Annotated in this window: 18 protein-coding genes; 9 read left to right on the forward strand and 9 right to left on the reverse strand. The window is 63.5% G+C overall.

Annotated elements, in window-relative coordinates:
* Positions 1 to 64 precede the first annotated feature (64 nt).
* Genes EV664_RS08355 through EV664_RS08365 form a run of 3 tightly spaced genes read right to left on the reverse strand, consistent with a single transcriptional unit; the run spans position 65 to position 3836 of the window.
* Positions 65 to 478 (reverse strand): YdbL family probable chaperone protein, encoded by a 414-nt coding sequence (locus EV664_RS08355; protein ID WP_425326419.1) that lies wholly within the window; start codon positions 476 to 478, stop codon positions 65 to 67.
* The gene (locus EV664_RS08360; protein ID WP_133495231.1) at positions 478 to 681 is read right to left on the reverse strand and encodes a YnbE family lipoprotein; all 204 of its coding nucleotides are present in this window, start codon (positions 679 to 681) and stop codon (positions 478 to 480) included. Before EV664_RS08360 ends, EV664_RS08355 begins: the two co-directional genes overlap by 1 nt.
* A gap of 14 nt (positions 682 to 695) precedes the next feature.
* Complete coding sequence (locus tag EV664_RS08365) at positions 696 to 3836, reverse strand: intermembrane phospholipid transport YdbH family protein (protein ID WP_133495232.1); 3141 nt, start codon at positions 3834 to 3836, stop codon at positions 696 to 698.
* A gap of 158 nt (positions 3837 to 3994) precedes the next feature.
* On the opposite strand from EV664_RS08365, the gene radC reads away from it, so the two are divergent.
* A complete protein-coding gene (gene radC / locus EV664_RS08370; protein WP_133495233.1) occupies positions 3995 to 4678 on the forward strand; it encodes a RadC family protein in 684 nt (227 codons plus the stop codon).
* A gap of 94 nt (positions 4679 to 4772) precedes the next feature.
* Here the strand turns inward: radC and EV664_RS08375 are convergent, their stop codons facing one another.
* Positions 4773 to 5096, reverse strand: a complete 324-nt coding sequence (locus EV664_RS08375) for a hypothetical protein (protein WP_133495234.1) — start codon at positions 5094 to 5096, stop codon at positions 4773 to 4775.
* 253 nt (positions 5097 to 5349) lie between these two features.
* Between EV664_RS08375 and purB the strand changes: the two genes are divergently transcribed.
* Genes purB through EV664_RS08390 form a run of 3 tightly spaced genes read left to right on the forward strand, consistent with a single transcriptional unit; the run spans position 5350 to position 9796 of the window.
* The gene (purB, locus tag EV664_RS08380) at positions 5350 to 6666 is read left to right on the forward strand and encodes an adenylosuccinate lyase (RefSeq protein WP_133495235.1); all 1317 of its coding nucleotides are present in this window, start codon (positions 5350 to 5352) and stop codon (positions 6664 to 6666) included.
* Between the two features lie 17 nt (positions 6667 to 6683).
* Positions 6684 to 7226 (forward strand): biliverdin-producing heme oxygenase, encoded by a 543-nt coding sequence (locus tag EV664_RS19360; RefSeq protein WP_268237645.1) that lies wholly within the window; start codon positions 6684 to 6686, stop codon positions 7224 to 7226.
* Between the two features lie 2 nt (positions 7227 to 7228).
* Entirely contained in the window at positions 7229 to 9796 is a 2568-nt protein-coding gene (locus EV664_RS08390; protein ID WP_133495237.1) for an HWE histidine kinase domain-containing protein, read from the forward strand.
* 236 nt (positions 9797 to 10032) lie between these two features.
* Here the strand turns inward: EV664_RS08390 and dnaJ are convergent, their stop codons facing one another.
* Together dnaJ and dnaK are read right to left on the reverse strand one after the other, a co-directional pair.
* Positions 10033 to 11160 (reverse strand): molecular chaperone DnaJ, encoded by a 1128-nt coding sequence (gene dnaJ, locus EV664_RS08395; RefSeq protein WP_133495238.1) that lies wholly within the window; start codon positions 11158 to 11160, stop codon positions 10033 to 10035.
* Positions 11161 to 11266: 106 nt separating this feature from the next.
* The gene (gene dnaK, locus EV664_RS08400) at positions 11267 to 13183 is read right to left on the reverse strand and encodes a molecular chaperone DnaK (protein WP_133495239.1); all 1917 of its coding nucleotides are present in this window, start codon (positions 13181 to 13183) and stop codon (positions 11267 to 11269) included.
* A gap of 186 nt (positions 13184 to 13369) precedes the next feature.
* Between dnaK and EV664_RS08405 the strand changes: the two genes are divergently transcribed.
* Together EV664_RS08405 and EV664_RS08410 are read left to right on the forward strand one after the other, a co-directional pair.
* Positions 13370 to 13810, forward strand: a complete 441-nt coding sequence (locus tag EV664_RS08405; protein WP_133495240.1) for a copper chaperone PCu(A)C — start codon at positions 13370 to 13372, stop codon at positions 13808 to 13810.
* 102 nt (positions 13811 to 13912) lie between these two features.
* Entirely contained in the window at positions 13913 to 14584 is a 672-nt protein-coding gene (locus tag EV664_RS08410) for a hypothetical protein (RefSeq protein WP_133495241.1), read from the forward strand.
* A gap of 146 nt (positions 14585 to 14730) precedes the next feature.
* Here the strand turns inward: EV664_RS08410 and EV664_RS08415 are convergent, their stop codons facing one another.
* Entirely contained in the window at positions 14731 to 15624 is an 894-nt protein-coding gene (locus tag EV664_RS08415; RefSeq protein WP_133495242.1) for a CPBP family intramembrane glutamic endopeptidase, read from the reverse strand.
* A 91-nt stretch (positions 15625 to 15715) separates the two neighbouring features.
* Between EV664_RS08415 and EV664_RS08420 the strand changes: the two genes are divergently transcribed.
* Positions 15716 to 16195, forward strand: coding sequence for a vgr related protein (locus tag EV664_RS08420; protein ID WP_133495243.1), 480 nt, complete (start codon positions 15716 to 15718; stop codon positions 16193 to 16195).
* Here the strand turns inward: EV664_RS08420 and EV664_RS08425 are convergent.
* On the reverse strand, positions 16176 to 17408 hold the full coding sequence (locus EV664_RS08425) for a polyhydroxyalkanoate depolymerase (protein WP_133495244.1): 1233 nt from the start codon (positions 17406 to 17408) through the stop codon (positions 16176 to 16178). The two genes, EV664_RS08420 and EV664_RS08425, sit on opposite strands and share 20 nt — an antisense overlap.
* Before the next feature lie 171 nt (positions 17409 to 17579).
* Here EV664_RS08425 and EV664_RS08430 point away from each other — a divergent pair, with 171 nt between their 5' ends.
* Both EV664_RS08430 and EV664_RS08435 read left to right on the forward strand, forming a co-directional pair.
* Positions 17580 to 19376 (forward strand): ABC transporter transmembrane domain-containing protein, encoded by a 1797-nt coding sequence (locus tag EV664_RS08430; RefSeq protein ID WP_133495356.1) that lies wholly within the window; start codon positions 17580 to 17582, stop codon positions 19374 to 19376.
* Positions 19377 to 19404: 28 nt separating this feature from the next.
* A complete protein-coding gene (locus tag EV664_RS08435; RefSeq protein ID WP_133495245.1) occupies positions 19405 to 20574 on the forward strand; it encodes a saccharopine dehydrogenase family protein in 1170 nt (389 codons plus the stop codon).
* Positions 20575 to 20778: 204 nt separating this feature from the next.
* Here the strand turns inward: EV664_RS08435 and EV664_RS08440 are convergent, their stop codons facing one another.
* A complete protein-coding gene (locus tag EV664_RS08440) occupies positions 20779 to 21099 on the reverse strand; it encodes a hypothetical protein (RefSeq protein WP_133495246.1) in 321 nt (106 codons plus the stop codon).
* Between the last annotated feature and the right edge of the window lie 68 nt (positions 21100 to 21167).

The raw sequence follows: 21167 nt of genomic DNA on the forward strand, positions 1-21167 counted from the left end.
AGTGGTGCAAAGGAGCAACATCAGGTCGCTGGATTATAAGCCCGATTTGCGCGCTTCGCCGCGATCAGGCGCAGCGCGGGTCCCGTTCCGGAGCACCGGTGCCGCGCTTCTTCCACGCGCCCGAGGGTGTCTGATACATTTCGCCGGGGTCGGTGCGCGCGATCAGATTGCATCCGGTGGTGAACGCGAACTGCTCCACCGTCGCGCCGTTCGCCTGCGCCTGCTGCGTATACGCGGCCTTGCGCTTGATATTGATGTCGCTGACGATCTTGCGCAGGTCGGGCGTCGCATTGCCGACAATGCCCAGATAGCCGTCGGGCTGTTCGCCGATCAGCCCCTGCTGCTTCGCCTGCTGCCAGCTCATCGACTGCGCGAAAGCGGGCGTCGCGGTGGTGCCCGCTATCAGCGCGACCATCCCCAGCGAGAGCGCGCCGAGCGAAAGCACACCGAGCGAGAGAGCGATTTTTCTGGTCATCATCATGATCCGCCAAATATGTCCGGATTGTCCTCGATCAAGTTCTTCGATTCTTTATCCAGCCGATATACCACTTCCTGCGTCACATTGATATTCAGGTCGATGCGTATCGGCTTTTCCGGCGCATTGATCGTGACGCAGCCCGAAAGCGGCAATATCAGCGCCGCCCCCAATGCGGCAGTCAGTGCGCCGCGTTCGCTATTCATCCATAATGTTCGCATCATTGCACATCCCTGCTTTCGCCCGGCTGAATGGGTTCAGCCTGATCCCGGCCTTCGGAATCCTTCTGTTTGCTGTCCTTCGCCGCCTCCGCCTGTTCATCGAGCAAGGTCGGCAAGTTGCGCTCGATCAGGCGCGAAGGGTCGTAATAGGATTGCACCGAATCGATCAGCTGACGAAACGGCGCGCGAATCGTGATGTTGAAAAGGAAGGGCAGTTTCGCGATTCGGTCGATCAGGAAATTGCTCTTCGCGCCCTTGCCCTGTTTGACGCCCTCGAAGCGGATCTGCGTCACCATGCTGCCCGCAAGCGGCCCGTTCATGTCGAGCGAAAGCGAATCATAGCGTAGCGAGCGCAGCGCCTGAAACGCGACATTGCCCCAATAGCCGAGATCCTTCTGGCTGATATCGCCGACATAAGCGAGCGATCCGCCGCCGACGCGCGAATCGAGATGCCCGCCCTCGATCCGCCCGCCGTCTGCGTCGAAGATCATCGGCAGCACGCCGTCGAACGTGCCGGTCGCGTTCAGATTGTCGAAATCGAACTGCTGCAGGAACTGCGCCGCCTCCATGCCCTTCACATGGAAGGTCAGATGCTTTGCCTTGTCGCCGCTGAAATCGAGCACGGTCTGCTCCAGCGTCAGGTCGCCGCCGGCGAACGGCCAGTGCCCGTCCTCGATCCGCACCCGCTGCTCACCGGTCAGCTGATAATGGAACACGCCGTCAGACGCTGCGATGCCGGGGTTGATCTCAGCGATCGTCGCGAGCTGTCCCGGCGCGGATACCAGCCCCAAAAGGTCGGTGAAATGCAGATCGGTCGACAGTCCGCTGACCGTACCGAATGCGGCGGCAAGGTCGGTTCCGGCGGTGCGAAAATCGCCGCTGCTCGTCACCCCGTCGCGGTTCCAGGCGATATGCCCCTCGCCCGTGACCGTGCCGTCGACATTGGCAACCACGCCCAGCGTCAGCGGGGTCAGCGTATCGGGCTGCAACCCGTCGGGTTTGAAGGCGATGCCGGGCACGGCAAGATCAGCCTTGCCCGCGCCGGTCGAAAGGTCGTGCGAGAGGGTGACATCGGTGACCTTCACGCCGGTTTCGGGGGTTTTGAGCGTGCCGCCAGCGCTGATTTCGCTTCCCGCCAGCGTCAGGGTGAAGTCGTCGCTCGCCAGCGGGCGGAAGCGCGGCGATTCGGCGGCGTCGGACAATGTGAGCCCGCCGGTCAACGTCAGCGTGCCCTGCTTCAGCGTCCAGTCGCCCGCCGCATCCGACATGAGAAGCGGCACCGAACCGATCTGCCCCGCCCCGCCGGTAAAGCCGCCCGCAACCGCGCCGCCACCCGTGATATGGCCGGTGATCGTCGCCGCATCGATCCGGGTGAGTGCGGCTTCCTCGCCCAGCCGCGCCTTGACGTCGGACAGCGCGAAGCCGTTATCGGTGAGGCGGAACTCGGTCGACCCGGCGCTCAGCCGCAGCGGGGTGCCGCCGATATGGCCGGTGAGATCGGGCGCGGCGATTCGCGCGCCGCCGGACATGCGGTTCCCGGCGATTTGCACCAGCGCCTCGCCCGCGGGACACAGGCGCAACTTCGCCGAATCGAGCGACAGGCCGGAGATCGCCAGCCGGTCGAACCCGGCGGGAACGCAGCCGCGATTGACCACCAGCCTTGCGCCGCCGTTCCAATAGGCGTTGAGCGGCACGTGCAGCCCCTCCACCCGCCCGTCGCCCAGCGGCCCGCTGAGCGTCAGCTCGGTCGAAACGCGGGTGGTGCCGTCGGGCGCTGCGGAGAACGCCACGGGGCTGAGCGCGATACTCGCATCCCCGGCGCTGTACCGGCCGAGCAGCGCGGTGCCGGTGACGGGCGTGAAGGGCGCACGCTGGGAAAGGCTGATCGCGGCATCGGGCAGGCCGCCGCCCGCCAAGCCGATCCGCCCGTCGAGCGTCATCGCGCCGTCGGGCCAGCGATAGCGCACACCCTCGCCGCCCGACAGCGTCACGTCAGCGCCGCTCGCCGAATGGAGCATCGCGCGTTGCACGCGGATCAGCCCGCCCTGCTGTTCCTGATCGACGGTGAGTTCGGCGCTGATATCGGCGCTGCGCCCGGCGCGGATCAGCGCATCGCCGAGCTTTGCCAGCAGCGGCGCGACCGGCGTTCCCGGCGCGGTCTCTTTCAGCGCACCGGCGCGTGCCAGCATCGCGCGCTGCAGGGCAGCGCCGGTCGCGGCGATCGAACCGGTAAAGCCGTTGCCCGCGCTTCCGGCACGATAGCGGCCGTCGATCTGCGCTCCCTTGCCAGAGAGCATCGCGCTCGCAAAGGCGCCGCTCGTCAGTTCCAGCGTGCCCTGTGTGGTCTTTGCGCCGCCCGAAAAGGTGACGCTGCCCTTCACTGCCTGCGCGCGCGCTTGGGTCGCCGCGACGGCATCGAGATCGATATCCGCCTTGCCCTGCCAGCGGTCGAACGCTTCGTTGAGCGTCACGTCGAGCTGCGCCCCCGGCCGGGTGAGCACGACGCCCGCGCACTGCGCCATGGAAGCGCGCAGCGGACCTTCGATCGCAGGGCGCTGATCGGAGACCGCGATTTTCAACACCGCAGCCATTCGCTCGGCAGTGCATCCGCCCACCGCCATGCGCGGCGATACCGCGGCGAGCGTGCCGTGGAACCCGTCGTCGAGCCGGCCTTCGCCACGCAGTTTCAGCCCGGCGACGCCATAGGGCGTTTCGAGATGCATCCGCGCATCCGCGACCCGGACGTTCAGCGAGGGCAGCGAAAAGGGCTTGCCCGAGGGCGGGGGCATTAGCTTGTCGATTGCGCCGAGCGACAGCGTGCCGTTCTGCAATGCGCCACGGATGCGGACATGCCCGGCGCTGATCCCGGTGACCTTCGCGCCCGAAAAGGAAAGATCGGTGTGCACCTCCACCCAGTCGGCGACGAGATCAGGATGGGCGGGATCGCCGATCACCACATCCTCCAGCCGCTGAGTCGACAGCCCGAGATCGGCGATGCGATAGCGGGCAGGCACGCCGCGTTTGCGCAATTCGTCGCGAACGAAACTGTCGGCGATCGGCTTTCGCTGAAGCCAGAGAATGGCGAGCGCGACGCCAATGACGAGAGCGATGCCGATCAGCACGCGCGCGAAGCGGGGCATTCGGGGCAGAGCACGCCGCGATTCCCCCTGGCGCTCTTCCTCTGGACGCACCGTCACACTGCTAATCCACCACTCACGCCGCCACCGTTGCCATAGCGTCCCGCGACGTCAAGCGCATGATTGCGCAACCCCTCGCCCGCCGGTAATGCTCGGGCCCGATGAGCGTTCCCGCCGAAGACACTGCCGGCCACCGCGCGCGGCTGCGCGAGCGCCTGCTCGGCAATGGCGGCGATGCGCTGCTCGACCATGAACTGGTCGAATATCTCCTCGCGCTCGCCATTCCGCGCAAGGATACCAAGCCGCTGGCGAAGGCATTATTGCGCGAATTCGGCGGGTTGGCCGGGCTGCTGACCGCTGACAGCGATGCGATCCGCCGGGTATCGGGCATGGGCGACACGTCGGTCGCGGCAATCAAGATCGTCCACGCCGCCGCGATCCGGTTGCTGCGCGCGGAGGTGGCGGAGCGGCCGGTGCTGAGCAACTGGCAGGCGCTGCTCGATTATCTGCGCGCCGAAATGGCGCATCACCCGATCGAGCGGGTGCGCGTGCTGCACCTCAACACGCGCAACATGCTGATCCGTGATGAGGTGATGGGCGAAGGATCGATCGACGAAGCGCCGGTGCATGTCCGCGAAGTCATTCGCCGCGCGATCGACCTCAATTCGGCCGCGATCATCCTTGTCCATAACCATCCTTCGGGCGATCCGTCGCCCAGCCGCGCCGATATCGAGATTACCCGCGCCATTGCCGAGGCGGGAAAGCGCCTCAATATCGCGGTGCACGATCATATCATCATCGGCACACAGGGGCATAGCAGCCTGCGCGCCATGGGCCTGATGTGACGGAAAACGGGCCGCCGGCAATCCGGCGACCCGTTCCCCGGTCCGGATCACCGCCACGCACGGTCATCCGGACATCCGTAGGACATTAAGGGGATCAGATACGATCGGGGGTGCCGCCGTCATCCGTTCCCTGCTGCATCGGCTCGGTCTTGGGCTGGGCCGACGGTTCGGTGGGGACCGTAGTGTCGTCGTCGCTCGCCTCGGGCGCTGCCTGATCGTCCATGCCGCCGTTCGGGGCCATATCATGATCGGGCGTGGTCGGATCGGCGGGGACCGTCTGATCCTGCGGCATGGTGGGATCCTGAGGCGGGGTCTGGCCCGTCTGGGTCTGCGGATCACCTGCCTGCGGCGGCACCGTCTGCGCCATGGCGGGGGCTGCAATCGTGATCGCGCTGGCGAAAAGAATGGTCTTCAACATATTCTGTCTCCTGCTCCGCTTTCCCGCGAATGGTTCGGGGGGTTGGGCTGGGAAAGCATGAGAAGAACGGGCCGAACCGTGCCGGCGATCCGCAAGAGACCTTTGGTTTATCGAAGATTTACGCCGTTTTGACCCGCTTATGTTCGATTCCGGCGACCAACGGATTCATGCAACGGCGGAACAGCAACCCGATTGATGCATGGCACCGGCGGTGATAGCGGCTTTGCTTCATTTCATATTCAGGAAAACGACCATGGTACCCCGCTACGCCCGCCCGGACATGACCGCGATCTGGGAGCCGGAAAGCAAATATCGCATCTGGTTCGAGATCGAGGCCTATGCGGCAGAGGCGATGGGCGATGTCGGGATGATCCCGAAAGCGGCCGCCGACACGATCATGGCAGCGCTCGACAATGGCACGCTCGACAATATCGATGTCGCGAAGATCGACGCAATCGAAGCGGTGACCAAACATGACGTTATCGCGTTCCTGACCTATGCATCCGAAAAGATCGGCCCCGAAGCGCGCTTCCTGCATCAGGGGATGACCTCGTCCGACGTGCTCGACACCTGCCTTGCCGTGCAGCTCGACCGGGCAGCGGAATTGCTCGACAAGAACCTCGAGGCGCTGCTCGCCGCACTGAAGCGCCGCGCGATGGAGCATAAGCTGACCCCGACGATCGGGCGCAGCCACGGCATCCATGCCGAGCCGGTGACCTTCGGCCTGAAACTGGCGCAGGCCTATGCAGAGTTTCAGCGCAACCGCGAACGCCTCGCTGCTGCCCGCCGCGATGTTGCGACCTGTGCGATTTCGGGCGCGGTCGGCACCTATGCCAATATCAATCCGCAGGTGCAGGAACATGTCGCGCAAAAGCTCGGCCTGACCTCGGAGCCGATCTCCACGCAGGTCATTCCGCGCGACCGCCATGCCATGTTCTTCGCGGTGCTGGGCGTCATCGCCTCGTCGATCGAGCGGCTCGCCACCGAAATCCGCCATCTCCAGCGGACCGAAGTGCTGGAGGCGGAGGAATATTTCTCGCCCGGGCAAAAGGGTTCGTCGGCCATGCCGCACAAGCGCAACCCGGTGCTGACCGAAAACCTCACCGGTCTTGCCCGCATGGTGCGCGGCTATGTCACCCCGGCGCTGGAGAATGTCGCGCTATGGCATGAGCGCGATATCTCGCACTCTTCGGTCGAACGCTATATCGGCCCCGATGCGACGATCACGCTCGACTTCGCGCTCGCGCGCCTTACCGGCGTTGTCGACAAGCTCGTGGTTTATCCCGTGCGCATGCAGAAGAATCTGGATCGAATGGGCGGGCTTGTGCATTCGCAGCGGGTGTTGCTTGCGCTTACCCAGGCCGGTCTCAGCCGTGAGGATTCCTACGCGATCGTTCAGCGCAACGCGATGAAGGTATGGGAATCGGACGGAGAATTGTCGCTGATGGAATTGCTCAAGGCCGATCCGCAGGTCACCGCGGCGCTGTCGGAACAGGAGATCGAGGAGAAGTTCGACCTCGATTATCATTTCAAACATGTCGACACGATCTTCGATCGGGTGTTCGCCTGAACCCCGCGCACAAGGCGCTGAAAGAGGGTACGCGCGAGGAACATGAACGGCTCGACGGGCTGTTCGCCGGATTCGACCTGGGAACAGCCCATGGCTATCGCCGGTTCCTCGCCGCCCATGCCGAAGCATTGTTGCCGGTTGAGGCAGCGCTCGACGCTGTCGATGCCGCGTCGGTCTTTACCGACTGGCCGCTACGGAAACGGGGCGATGCACTGCGCAGCGATCTTGCGGAAATGGGCGGAGATATTCCTTCGGCCATAGTCGCTGCCCCCGTTTCTCTTGCTGACACCCCGGCGGATCGTGAAGCCGCCATGGCCGGTATACTATATGTGATCGAAGGCTCCCGTCTCGGCGGACGATTTCTTGCCCGCCAACTGGCTGCCGATTTCCCGGCACGCTACCTTGATCCAGATCAACCAGCGGGCCATTGGCGCGCACTGTTATTCCAGCTAGACGAAGTGCTTGATACTCCCGCCAAACTGACGATCGCGATCGGGTCCGCGCGTGCGGTCTTCGCGAGGTTCGGGGAGGCCGGGAAAAACTGGCTGTCGAAAGAGTAAGCGTGTCCCAGGCCGATTTTCAGGTTGATCTCACCAACTGCGATCGCGAACCCATTCATCAACTGGGCGCGATTCAGCCGTTCGGTTTTCTGGTCGCGCTTTCCAGCGACTGGCTGGTCCAGCGCGCATCGGCCAATGTCAGCCGGTTTCTGGGCGTCGAGGCCGGGGATATTCTGGGCACCCCGCTTTCGGATCATATCGACGGGGAAACGCTGCACGCGATCCGCAACCGCCTGACGCTGCTGCGCGGCCCCGATGCGGTGGAGCGCGTATTCGGACTGAAACTGCGCACCGGCGGGCAGAAGTTCGATTTCGCGGTCCATATGACCGATGACACCATCGTGCTGGAAGCCGAACCCTCCGCCGACACTCCGAATGCCGATGCGGCGAGTACGATCCGGGCGATGATGACCCGGCTCGATGCGACCGAGGAAGTCACCGGATTTCTGCGCGAGGGCGCACGCCAGATCCGCGCGCTGACCGGGTTCGACCGAGTCATGGTCTATCAGTTCGACCGCGACGGGTCGGGAACGGTGATGGCCGAAGCGGCGCGATCGGGGATCGGATCGTTCCACGGCCTGCGCTATCCGGCCAGCGACATTCCGCAACAGGCGCGGCGCCTCTATATCCGTACGCCGTTCCGGATCATCGCCGATGTCGATGCCGAACCGGTGGAAATCGTGCCGCAGCGCGACGAACAGGGACAGCCGCTCGACCTGTCGCTGTCGGTGCTGCGATCGGTGTCGCCGATCCATATCGAATATCTTAAAAATATGGGCGTCGCCGCCTCGCTTTCGATCTCGATCATCGTCGAGGGCAAGCTTTGGGGGCTGTTCGCGTGCCACCATTATGAACCGCGCTGCCCGGATTTCGAGCGCCGCTCGATCGCCGAGCTGTTCGGGCAGATGTTCGCGCTGAAGCTCGAAAGCCGCGAGCGCAAGGCGCTTGCCCGGTACGAAATCGACGCACGCACGACCAGCGACCGCATTCTGGCGAGCGTCGCGGGCGATGCGACACTGCTCGACAATCCCGACTGGCTCGCCTCGATGCTGGGTAAGACGGTGCCGTGCGACGGGATCGGCATTTCGATCGACGGGAAGATCGCGACCAGCGGCATCACCCCACCCGCTTCGTTCATCCCCGCGCTGACCCGGCGGCTGAACGCGATGGCGGCGGGCCGCATCTATGCGACCGATTATCTGAGCGGGCTGATGCCGCAGGCGGAGGAATATGCCGATGTCGGCGCGGGCGTGCTCGCCATCCCGATTTCGCGCCGCCCGCGCGATTATGTGCTGCTGTTCCGGCAGGAAAAGGTGCGCACCGTCACCTGGGGCGGCAATCCGCACAAGATCGAAAGCTATGGCCCGAACGGATCGCGGCTCAGCCCGCGCAAGAGCTTCGAGCTTTGGGCAGAGGAAGTACGCGGGCGCTCGGAACCCTTTTCCGAGCCCGAACTGCGCGTGGCGGAGATGCTGCGCGCCTCGCTGATCGAAGTGGTGCTTCGCCTGTCCGACGATGCGCAGGCCGAGCGGCAGCGCGCGTCCGAGCGGCAGGAATTGCTGATCGCCGAGCTCAACCACCGGGTGCGCAACATCCTCAGCCTCATTCGCGGGCTGGTGCGTCAGAGCCACGACACCGGCACCGATCTTTCGAGCTATATCAAGCTGCTGGAGGGCCGGATCGAAAGTCTGGCGCGCGCGCACGACCAGATTACGCAGGACAACTGGTCCCCCGCCCCGCTCCGCCGCCTGATCGAGACCGAGGCGGCGGCCTATCTGGCGGGCAAGGCGAACCGGGTGAAGGTCGAGGGGCCGACGGTGCTGCTCCACCCCCATGCCTTTTCGACGCTGGCGCTGGTGCTGCACGAACTGATGACCAATTCGGCGAAATATGGCGCGCTGTCGGACAATGGCTCGCTCACCATCACGCTGCGTCTGGACGAGGATGGCGATTGTTTCATCCAGTGGCGCGAACGTGGCGGCCCCGCGGTGCAGCCGCCGCGCCGAAAGGGCTTCGGCACCACCATCATCGAACGCTCGATCCCCTATGATCTGGGCGGCAGCGCCGATATCCGCTTTCCGCTGACCGGCATGGAGGCCGATTTCTGCATCCCCGCCCGCTATGTCGCGGCAGAGGCCAGCGGCGGCGTCGAAGATTATGCCGCACCCGCCGCGCCTCCCGTGCAGCGTCCCCAGCCGGGCGATCCGGCGATATTGTCGGGCCATATCCTGCTGGTCGAGGACAGCCTGATCATCGCCATGGATGCAGAGGATATCCTGCTGCAGCTGGGGGCCGAACGGGTGTCGATCGCGGCGGGCGTTGCGCCTGCGCTGCGCGAAATCGACAATGCCGAATTCCGGCTTGCGGTACTCGACGTCAATCTGGGCAGCGAGACCAGCCTGCCGATCGCCGATGCGCTGCGGAAGAAGGACGTGCCCTATATTTTCGCGACCGGCTATGGCGAGCAATTCGTCGCGCCCGACGAGCATCGCAGCGCGCCGATCCTGCAAAAGCCCTATACCGCGGCGAATATGGGCCGGTTGCTGGCGGATGTGATCGACAGGGATTGATCGGGCCGGGTCGATACGAACCTGCCGCGCGATCGTCATTGCGAGCCCCGGAAGGGGCGCAGCAATCCAGAGCGGCCTGCGTATCACCGGACCGCTTCGTCGCTGCGCCCCTCGCGATGACGATCGAGGCAATGCGACGGAGTTATCGCAGGCCGGTCTGATCCGGTAAGATTCCCATCAAAAAACGGCGACGCATCGCTGCGCCGCCGTTTCCTTTTACATCACAGGGTCCGGGATCAGGCGCCCATTGCCTGTTTCAGCTTGGCGAAAAAGCCCGTCGATTGCGGGCATTCCTCGCCCGTCTCTGTCTCGCGGAAGGATTCGAGGATTTCGCGCTGCCGTGATGACAATTTGCGCGGCATCTCGACCTCCAGATGCACGACCAGATCCCCGCGCCCGCGTCCCTGCAGCACCGGCATACCGGCGCCGCGCTGACGAATCTCGCGGCCCGGCTGCGTGCCGGAGGGTACCTTCACGCTGATCGTCTCGCCATCGATGCCGGGCAGTTCGATATCGCCGCCCAGCGCTGCGGTGGTGAAGCTGATCGGCATATGCGCGTGCAGCGTCGTGCCTTCGCGCGTGAACAGCGAATGGCGCGCGATATGGAGGAAGATATAGAGGTCACCGGCCGGCGCACCGCGCGCGCCCGCCTCACCCTCGCCCGACAGGCGAATGCGTGTGCCCTCGTCCACCCCCGGCGGGATGTTGACGGTCAGCGTCTTGGTCTGATCGACCCGGCCCTCGCCCCGGCATTCGGGACAGGGATCGGCGATGATCTGCCCCGCGCCATGGCAGGTGGGGCAGGCACGCTCGACGACGAAAAAGCCCTGCTGTACGCGAACCGCGCCCGCGCCGCCGCAGGTGTGACAGGGTTTGGGCGCAGTGCCCGGCTTCGCGCCCGACCCGTCGCATTTTTCGCAAATGCCCGAGACATCGACCGTGATCTCGGTCGATTTGCCGGTAAATGCGTCAGCGAGCGAGATTTCCATGTCGTAGCGAAGATCGGCACCACGGCGCGCCTGACGCCGTCCGCCGCCGCCGCGACCGCCCATGAATTCGCCGAAGACGCTTTCGAAAATATCGCTGAATGCGCCGAAGCCCGGATCGGCCCCGCCCCCGGCGCCGCCGCCCATGCCTTGTTTGAACGCGGCATGGCCCATACGGTCATAGGCGGCGCGCTTCTGAGGGTCCTTCAGGACCTCATAAGCTTCGCTCACCGCCTTGAACTTCGCTTCGCTTTCCTGGCATCCGCCGGTCCGGTCGGGGTGATATTTCATCGCCATCTTGCGATAGGATGTCTTGATCGTCCCCTGATCCGCATCGCGCGAACAGCCGAGCAATTCGTAATAATCGACTTCAGTCATAGTTTCCCGTCCGCAAGGCGGCGCTTATCCCGGCCCGTGATAAAGGGGGCGGGTTTGCGCCCACCCCCTTCGTACTTTCGCCGAGCTAAGAGCCGCGACACGGTCCTTACGACTTGCTGTCGTCGACTTCGGAGAATTCGGCGTCGACGACTTCTTCGTCCTTGCCACCCTCAGCCGTAGCACCGGCGTCGGCATTTGCCGCGTCGCCGCCTTCGGCCTGCTGCTTCTCGTAAATCGCCTGACCCAGCTTCATCGCGACCTGAGCAAGCGCTTCCGATTTCGCCTTCATCGCTTCGGGGTCACCGCCCTCGATCGCACTCTTGGTCTCGGCAATGGCAGCTTCGATCTCGCTCTTCAGCGAAGCATCGACCTTGTCGCCATTGTCGGCCAGCTGACGTTCGGTGGTGTGGACAAGGCTTTCGGCGTTGTTCTTCGCCTCTGCACCTTCACGGCGCTTCTTGTCCTCTTCGGCGAACTTCTCTGCATCCTGAACCATCTGTTCGATGTCGGAATCGGACAGACCGCCCGATGCCTGAATGCGGATCTGCTGCTCCTTGCCGGTGCCCTTGTCCTTCGCCGACACGTTCACGATGCCGTTGGCGTCGATATCGAACGTGACCTCGATCTGCGGCACACCGCGCGGTGCGGGCGGGATGCCGACAAGATCGAACTGGCCGAGCAGCTTGTTGTCCTGCGCCATCTCGCGCTCGCCCTGGAAGACGCGGATCGTCACCGCCTGCTGATTGTCATCGGCAGTCGAATAGGTCTGCGACTTCTTGGTCGGGATCGTCGTATTGCGGTCGATCATCTTGGTCATGATGCCGCCCAGCGTTTCGATGCCGAGGCTCAGCGGGGTCACGTCGAGCAGGAGCACGTCCTTGACATCGCCCTGCAGCACGCCTGCCTGAATGGCAGCACCGATCGCGACGACTTCGTCGGGGTTCACACCGGTATGGGGTTCCTTACCGAAGAAATCCTTCACGACGCTGCGCACCTTGGGCATCCGGGTCATGCCGCCGACCATCACGACTTCGTCGATCTCGGCCGACTTCACGCCTGCATCGGCCAAAGCCTTTTTGCAGGGTTCGAGCGTGCGCTGGATCAGGTCATCGACCAGACGTTCCAGGTCCGACCGGCTGATCTGCTTGACCAGATGCTTCGGGCCGTTCTGGTCTGCGGTGATGAAGGGCAGGTTGACCTCGGTCGTCTGCGCCGAGCTCAGCTCGATCTTCGCCTTTTCCGCCGCTTCCTTCAGCCGCTGCAGCGCCAGCTTGTCCTTGGTAAGGTCGATGCCCTCGGCCTTTTTGAACTCGTCGGCGAGATACTGAACGATCTTGGAGTCGAAATCCTCACCGCCCAGGAAGGTGTCACCGTTGGTCGCCTTCACTTCGAACACGCCGTCGCCGATCTCAAGGATCGAGATGTCGAACGTGCCGCCGCCAAGGTCATAGACCGCGATGGTCTTGCCGTCATTCTTCTCAAGGCCGTAAGCAAGCGCTGCCGCCGTCGGCTCGTTGATGATGCGCAGCACTTCAAGGCCAGCGATGCGTCCCGCATCCTTGGTCGCCTGACGCTGGGCGTCGTTGAAGTACGCCGGAACGGTGATAACCGCCTGCTCGACCTTTTCGCCGAGATAGCTTTCCGCCGTTTCCTTCATCTTCTGCAGCGTGAAGGCGCTGATCTGCGACGGGCTGTAATCCTCGCCGCCGACGCGGACCCATGCATCGCCATTCTGACCCTTCACGATCGGATAGGGCACCAGTTCGGTGTCCTTTTTCGTGACGGGATCGTCGAAACGACGGCCGATCAGACGCTTAACCGCGAAAACCGTATTGTCGGGGTTGGTCACCGCCTGACGCTTTGCCGGCTGACCGATCAGTCGCTCCCCATCCTTGGCGAATGCGACGATCGAAGGCGTGGTACGCGCGCCTTCTGCATTCTCGATCACTTTGGGCTTGCCGCCCTCCATAACTGCAACGCAGCTATTCGTCGTGCCGAGATCAATACCAATTACTTTAGCCATAGTCCCTCTTGTGGCCCCCGGTTGGTTCAATCAATCATGGTACATGGTTCCGTCCCGCGAGATCGGCAGCGGAACCAATGTTGCGTCAGCGATATAGGTGGCGCTTCGCTTGCCGCAAGATCGACCCCGCCTTAGGCTCGGTTCAGCGCGGCGCAAAAGCGCGATCGGCAATGGGAGAGCAAAAGAATGCGTGTGGTTCCGCTGGTTTTGATGAGCGTAACGCTCGCCGCCTGTCACACCGCCCCGGCCGAGCCGCAGGCGAGCGATGCATGGATCCGCCTCCCCGCCGTGCCCGGCCGCCCCGGCGCCGCCTATTTCACGCTTACCGGCGGGAAGAGCGATGATGCGCTGGTCGGGGTTTCGACCCCGGCGGCGGCGCGCAGCGAACTGCATGAGAGCATGAAGAACGATGCCGGAATGATGACGATGCAGGCGCTGAAATCGGTGCGGCTTGCCGCAGGCGGAACCGTGAAATTCGCGCCGGGCGCCAAACATGTGATGCTGTTCGATATCGGTGCTGATGTGCGGCCGGGCGCGAACGTTCCGATGACGCTGACGCTGGCGAGCGGGGCGGCCGTCAAAACCACCGCTCACGTCGTCGCGGCGGGCGAGGATGCATCGGAATAGGTGGAGACAGAATATACGTCTGCCAATGACGTGATAGCCGCGGGGGCGGCAGTCGGACGAACGGCTTCCGATGGGGGATCGGCAGATCTAGGCGCCCCCGCTATGTCCACGTATCGTTCTGGAATGGCTCCAAACTACCCGAAATCGATTCGCGACAGAGCAGATGTGTATATTAACGCGATGCACGAGCTTCGCGTTCGCATTCAGTCAATTGAAGCGATAATGGATACAAGCTTTGCAGATCTCGTCATAAGCGAGTGCTGCTATTTGCAGCTTCGCCTATCCTGCGAATGCTTGGCTATTGCATGCTTGGCTGCCCAAGGAGATTTTGAGACCCACAGGGCGTTTCGCGACGTATATAGTCCGACAGAAATTTTTAGGGCGCTAGAGCTAAGCTATCCTAACTTCTTTCCTACGCCTTCGCAGATGAACCGTATCGACGAAAATAATATATATTTTGATGATGTGGGAGTCGGTCACATGATGACTCGACGCGAAGTCGAAACCCTTTGGGCTCGCTCAGGTGATCATTTACATAGGACTTCAATGAAAAAATACCTGAAGCGGACCAATGCGGTCGATTTTATTGCAATTACCCGAGCAAAAGAGAAGCTGTGGAATTTATTGGCGGGGCACATGATTCTGCTTGAGGGAGGCACCACCAGACTACACTGCTCCCTTGGCCGCGAGACTACGCACGCAGAGTGCGCTTTCCTTTTCCTTGATAAAGAACACGGCACGGCTAGGATCGAGCCTTACGCGTTAGAGGTCTAAGGCTAGTCGCATATGGGGATACTTGTAATCGTATAGGCGGTTATAATGACCTCAGTTTGTCAGATAATCCGGAGACAAGGGGCGTCGGCCAATAGTCATTAACTGACAGATTGCTTCTTTCGAGCCTACAACGGAAACGTCCCACATCACCCCAGCCGCCCACGCTGGTGGCAGAGCCGCAGCATATACGCCCCCACTCCGCCGCCGACGATCAGCCCGGCGATCGATGCTTCCGGCCCGAATGCACCGCCTGACAGCCAGCTTGCGACGCCCTCGGCCGGACGCGTGACCAGCGGGCCGCCTGCAAAGCCGCTCGTCCCCGAAACGGCTGCGCCGAAAACCCACCCTTGCGTGAAATTCCATCCGGCATGGACGCCGATCGACAGCCATGCCCGCCCGGTCAGAATGTAAAAGGTCGCGAGCATCACGCCTGCCTCCACCGCGATGCACAGCGCGGAAAACAGATCGGCGTTCGGATTGGGCAGATGCACCAGCCCGAAGATCAGCGCCGACAGGCCGAGCGCGGGCCATGCCCCGAACGCGCGCCACAACAGCCGCAGGATGATGAGGCGGAACAGCACTTCCTCCATCACGCCCGACTGCACGGTATCGTTGAGCGCGCCGATCACTGACCGGACCGGCGCGGTCTCGACCCGCATCCAGCCCGCGCCCCATGCGATCGCAACCGTCACCGCCATCATCACCGCGCCGATGACCAGTCCCGCCGCTACCTCGACCGGAAAGAAACGCAGGCGAAGCTCGGACGCGCGCCGTTTCTCGCCCCATCCGACCAGCGCGGCATAGAGCGCCGGCCCGACCAGCGCGCCCAACAGCGTGCCGAGCAGCGTGATCGTCGGATCGACCGCGCCCGGCCCGACGCCTGCCCGGCTTGCCGCAACCCCGATCAGGCCCCCTGCGACAAGGCCGAAGGCGAACACCGTCACCACCGCGAGCAACGCCATCCACGCCAGCGCGCGCAGCCAGCGCCATTTACCCGGCGCCAGCACGCGGGCGTCGCCCAGTTCCACTTTGATCGTCATTTGCTTCCCCTGATTGCAGCGCCACCCTTATGGGCCGCGCCGCCAAGCGCAATCCCTTGTGTCGGCTGGCCGAAACGCGGATGTTCGGCAAATGACGAAGCGCGACCGCCGCCCCCTCACCCCCGGTGAAATCCGGCTGGCGCAAAGCATTTTCGGGGATGCCCTGGATTATGGCGCGGCGCGCATCGCTGACCGCAAATGGGCGTTCTTCCAGCCGCGCAACGTGGTGATGGCACCGACCGGCTGCATCCATTTTCACCCCGAAGGCGGGCTGTATCGCGACGATTTCGCGGCGGCCGACCTATCGCTTCAAAGCCTGTTCCTGCACGAAATGACGCATATCTGGCAGGCGCAGACAAAGGGGCGCTTCTACCTGCCGCTGATGCGCCATCCCTTTTGCCGCTATGCCTATCGGTTCGAGGCGGAGCGTCCCTTCACCGCTTATGGGCTGGAGCAGCAGGCCGAGCTCGTCCGCCACCTGTTCCTTGCGCAAAAAGGGGCGCCCCATCCCGGAGCGCCCCCGCTTGATTCGCTGCAAAAGACGGTGCCGTTCAGGCGGAATGCTTGCTGATCCAGTCTTCCAGCTTCGGCGCGACGCGGTTGCGCCATTTCGACCCGTTGAAAATGCCGTAATGGCCCGCGCCTTCCGCCATATAATATTGCTTCATCGCGTCGGGCAGCTTGTCGGCGAGCGTCAGCGCCGCTTTGGTCTGGCCCAGCCCTGAAATATCGTCGCGCTCGCCCTCGACCGCCATCAGCGCGGTGTCGGTGATGTCGGACGGCTTCACCAGCTGGCCGCGATGGCACATTTCGCCCTTGGGCAGCGCGTGCGTCTGGAACACCAGCTCGACCGTCTGGAGATAGAATTCGGCGGTCATGTCGCAGACCGAGCGATATTCATCATAGAAAGACCGGGTTGCATCGGCGCTTTCTTCATCGCCCTGTACCAGATGTTTGAACATCTCCCAGTGGCTCATCAGGTGATTGCCCAGATTCATCGTCATGAACCCTGCAAGCTGCAGAAAGCCGGGATACACTTTACGCCCCGCGCCGGGATAGAGCATCGGCACCGTCGCAATGACATTCTGTTCGAACCAGGCGAGCGGGCGTTCGGTCGCAACCGTATTCACCGCCGTCGGCGCTTCGCGCGTGTCGATCGGGCCGCCCATCATGGTCAGGGTGCGCGGCCGGTTGGGATGTTTCTGTCCGCCCATCACCGCCGTTGCAGCATAGCAGGGCACCGAGGGCTGACACACGGCGAGCATATGCGCGCGCGGATCGCCTTCTTCCCCGATCTTAGCCATGAATTCGATCAGATAATCGACATAATCGTCAAGGTCGAACTCGCCGTCGGACAGCGGCACCATCTTCGCATCGCGCCAGTCTGTGATATAGACATCGGCAAAGGGCAGCATCCGTTCGACCGTGCCGCGCAGCAAGGTCGCGAAATGGCCCGACATCGGCGCGACGATCAGCAGCTTCGGGCCGCCTTCCACGCCTTCACGAACGAAATGTTTGAGCTGCCCGAACGCCTTGCGCAGCGCGATTTCCTCGCGCACCGCCACACTCTTGCCGTCGATTACCGTTTCTTTCAGCCCGAAATCGGGCTTGCCGCGTGGTTCGGCCGCATGGGCAAAGACTTCCAGCGCGCTCGCCAATACCGGGCCGCCGCCGAAATAGGCGAAGGGGTTGGCCGGATTCGAGAGCATTCCGGCCCCGAAATTGGCCCATGCGCTGGCTCCGGCGAGCAGCGATCGTTGCATCTCATAGGCGTCGTACAGCATAAAATTCCTTTATCCGCCCCGGTCCCGGCGGGGCTGCGGCTAATCGCCGTGTGCGGCACTTATAGCGTGCTCATTATGGGCCGCAATGTTGCGCTCAGGACGCGAGGATCGGGTTAAAGTCGCGCATTGCAGTTTTACCGTAACGATAATGCGGCTAACCCCATGACCATCATGGCCGAAATCGAAACCGCTCCGCCCGCGAAACTAACCGCTGCGCCTGAACGCAAACTGAGCAATCTCGCGATCGTCTGGCGTTTTACCGCGCCCTATAAGGGGCGACTCGCGCTCGCGCTGATATCGCTGCTGATCGCGGCGGGGGCGACCATGTCGATTCCCTTCACCTTCCGGCTGGTGGTCGATCGGGGCTTTGCCGGCGGGAACGATACCGCCGCGATCCGGCCCTATTTCGAAATGCTGCTGGTGGTGGTCGGCGTGCTGGCGGTGGCGACGGCGGGGCGCTTCTATTTCGTCTCCTGGCTCGCCGAGCGCACCACCGCCGATATGCGCGTCGCGGTGCACGACAATCTGCTGCGCCTGCCCCCCAAATGGTTCGAGGTGAACCGCCCGTCCGAAATCGCATCGCGCCTCACCTCCGACACTGCGATCGTCGAACAGGTGGTGGGGAGCACGATTTCGATCGCGCTGCGCAATTTCCTCGTCGGGGTGCTGGGCGTCATCTATCTGTTCGTGCTCGCCCCGCGTATCGCCTTGTTCCTGATCATCGGCATCCCGCTGGTCGTGCTGCCGATCCTCTGGCTGGGCGGCAAGGTCCGCAATCTGTCGCGCTCGACGCAGGACCGGATCGCCGATGTCGGGTCGATGGTGTCCGAAACGCTGGGCGCGATGCGGATCGTTCAGGCGTTCGGACAGGAGCAGCGCGAGCGCAGCCGCTTCCGCGACGCCGTCGAAGCGGTATTTGCCACCTCCAAACGCCGCTTCGCGCTGCGCGCCGTCATGACTGCCTGCGTCATCGCCTTGCTGTTCGGCGCGATCACGCTCATCATGTGGGATGCCGTGGCAGGCGTCGCGAGCGGGCGGATCACCGGCGGCGAAATCACCGCGTTCGTGCTGACCGCCGGGCTGGTCACGGGGTCGTTCGCCGCGCTGATCGAAGTCTATGGCGATCTGCTGCGCGCATCGGGCGCCGCCGCTCGCATGGCCGAATTGCTCGTCGAACAGCCGGATATCGCCGCGCCTGCCAATCCGGTGCCGCTGCCCAGCCCGCCGCTGGGCGAAATCGCGTTCGACCATGTCACCTTTCATTACCCGACTCGCCCCGAAGTCGCGGCGCTGCGCGATTTCACGCTGCATGTCGAAAGCGGGGAAACGGTGGCGCTGGTCGGCCCGTCGGGCGCGGGCAAATCGACGCTCTTCGCGCTGCTCCAGCGTTTCTACGATCCGGAAAGCGGGACCGTCAGCCTCGACCGGGTGCCGCTCGCCAGCGCCGATCCCGCCGCCACCCGCGCTCGGATCGCGATGGTGCCGCAGGAAACGGTGATGTTTGCAGCCTCTGCGCGCGACAATCTGCGCTACGGCAAATGGGAGGCGAGCGACGACGAAATCTGGCGCGCAGCCGAAGCCGCCAACGCCGCCGATTTCCTGCGCGCGCTTCCCGACGGTCTCGACACCTTTCTGGGCGAAGGCGGCGCGCGGCTCTCGGGCGGGCAGCGGCAGCGGATCGCGATCGCCCGCGCGCTGCTGCGCGATGCGCCGATCCTGCTGCTCGACGAAGCGACCAGCGCGCTCGATGCCGAAAGCGAGCGGCTGGTGCAGGATGCGCTCGAACGGCTGATGGCGAACCGCACCACGCTGGTCATCGCGCACCGCCTTGCCACGGTACGCGCGGCAAAGCGGATCGTGGTGATGGATGAAGGAAGAATCGTCGAAACCGGCACCCATGGCGAGCTGACCGCGCTGGGCGGCCTCTATTCCCGCCTTGCCAGCCTGCAATTCAACGAGGCCGGATAAGCGGCCCGAATCCGAAGGAGAGAGACTGATGGCCGACCGGGAATTCGATATCATCGTCTATGGCGCGACCGGCTATACCGGAAAGCTCGTCGCCGAATATCTGAGCCGTCACTATGCCGATGGCAGCGTCCGATGGGCGCTGGCCGGACGCTCGCTCAGCAAGCTGGAAAGCGTGCGGGCCGAAATCGGTGCCCCCGCCGAGACCGCGCTGATTACCGCCAATGCCGATGACCCGGCTTCGCTTACCGCGATGGTGAAGCGTGCTGAGGTCGTGCTGAGCACGGTCGGCCCCTATCAGCTTCACGGCTCCGATCTCGTCGCTGCCTGTGTCGCGACCGGCACTGGCTATGTCGATCTGTGCGGCGAACCCAACTGGATGCGCGCAATGATCGACCGGCACGAAGCGGCAGCGAAGGCAAGCGGCGCGCGAATCGTCTTTTCGTGCGGCTTCGATTCGATTCCCTTCGACCTTGGCGTCTGGGCAGTGCAGCGCGCCGCCCGCGAACGCACCGGCGCGCCCGCACCCCAGGTCAGGGGCCGGGTGAAAGCGATGAAGGGCACCTTTTCGGGCGGCACCGCAGCGAGCATGAAGGCGACCATGGCGGCGGGCGCGAAAGACCCGGCGATCTTTCGCCTGATGACCGATCCCTTCGCGCTGACCCCCGGCCATAAGGGCGCGGATCAGCCGAAAGGGCTGGTGCCGTATCATGACGACAGCGTCGGGGCGTGGGTCGCGCCTTTCGTGATGGCGATCATCAATACCAAGAACGTCCATCGCACCAATTTCCTGTCAGGCATGCCCTATGGCGCGGATTTCCGCTATGACGAGATGATGATGGTGCCGGGCCTCGGCGAAGTCGGAAAGGCAGCGGCAGAAGCGGTTGCGAAGATGAACCGGATGGGCGGCGAGGACGGCCCGAAACAGGGCGAAGGGCCGAGCCGCGAGGAACGCGAGGCGGGCTATTATGAACTGCTGTTCGTCGCGCTGTGCGAACATGGCGAAACGATCACCGCGACGGTGAAGGGCGACCGCGATCCCGGCTATGGCTCCACGTCGAAGATGATCACCGAAGCGGCAATCTGCCTCGCCCGTGAAGCGCCGAAGACCGGCGGCATCTGGACAGCGGGCGCGCTGATGCCCGAAGCGCTGAAGCATCGGCTGGAGGCCAATGCGGGGCTGAGCTTCACGGTCGCCTGACGCAAAAAAGGGCGGTGGGTGAAGCCACCGCCCTTTTGCCTGATGAAACGTCATTTCGACAGGTTCGCGTCACATCATCGTCATTGCGAGCCTCGAAGGCGCGGCAATCCAGAAGCGGTATGCACCAATACTCTGGATCGCTTCGTCGCTTCGCTCCTCGCGATGACGATTTGCTCAGTGCTTCAGGCGCACTGCAATAGGCGACTAATCCCGATCGAGTAGCGAGGATTGCTTGACCGCAGCGATCGTCGCGGCGATCGCGCCGGCACCGAGTGCGGCGGCAAGGCCGATGCGGCGAACCCGACGGCGGCGGAATTTCTTGTAATGCGGCACGTCGATGTAAAAGCCGCCCGCATTGTCCTGCTTGACGATTCCGCGCGCGCGCATCCGTTCGAAGATGCGGCGATCGAGCGGGCGATCGGGCTCATAAGTGACCGCCCGGTCGCGCGCGACCGCGTCCTGACGCATGAAATGGGCAATGATCTCCTTGCGGCGGCGGATCACGATATCGCGGGGTGTGGACATGAATGTCCCTCCTTCGTTGCTTAAAGGGTTGCCAACAAAAAGCGCATGGTCGCCGTCTCGTTCCGTCG

The organism is Stakelama pacifica (assembly GCF_004361835.1).
In the GTDB taxonomy this organism is placed as follows: Bacteria; Pseudomonadota; Alphaproteobacteria; order Sphingomonadales; family Sphingomonadaceae; genus Sphingomonas; species Sphingomonas pacifica.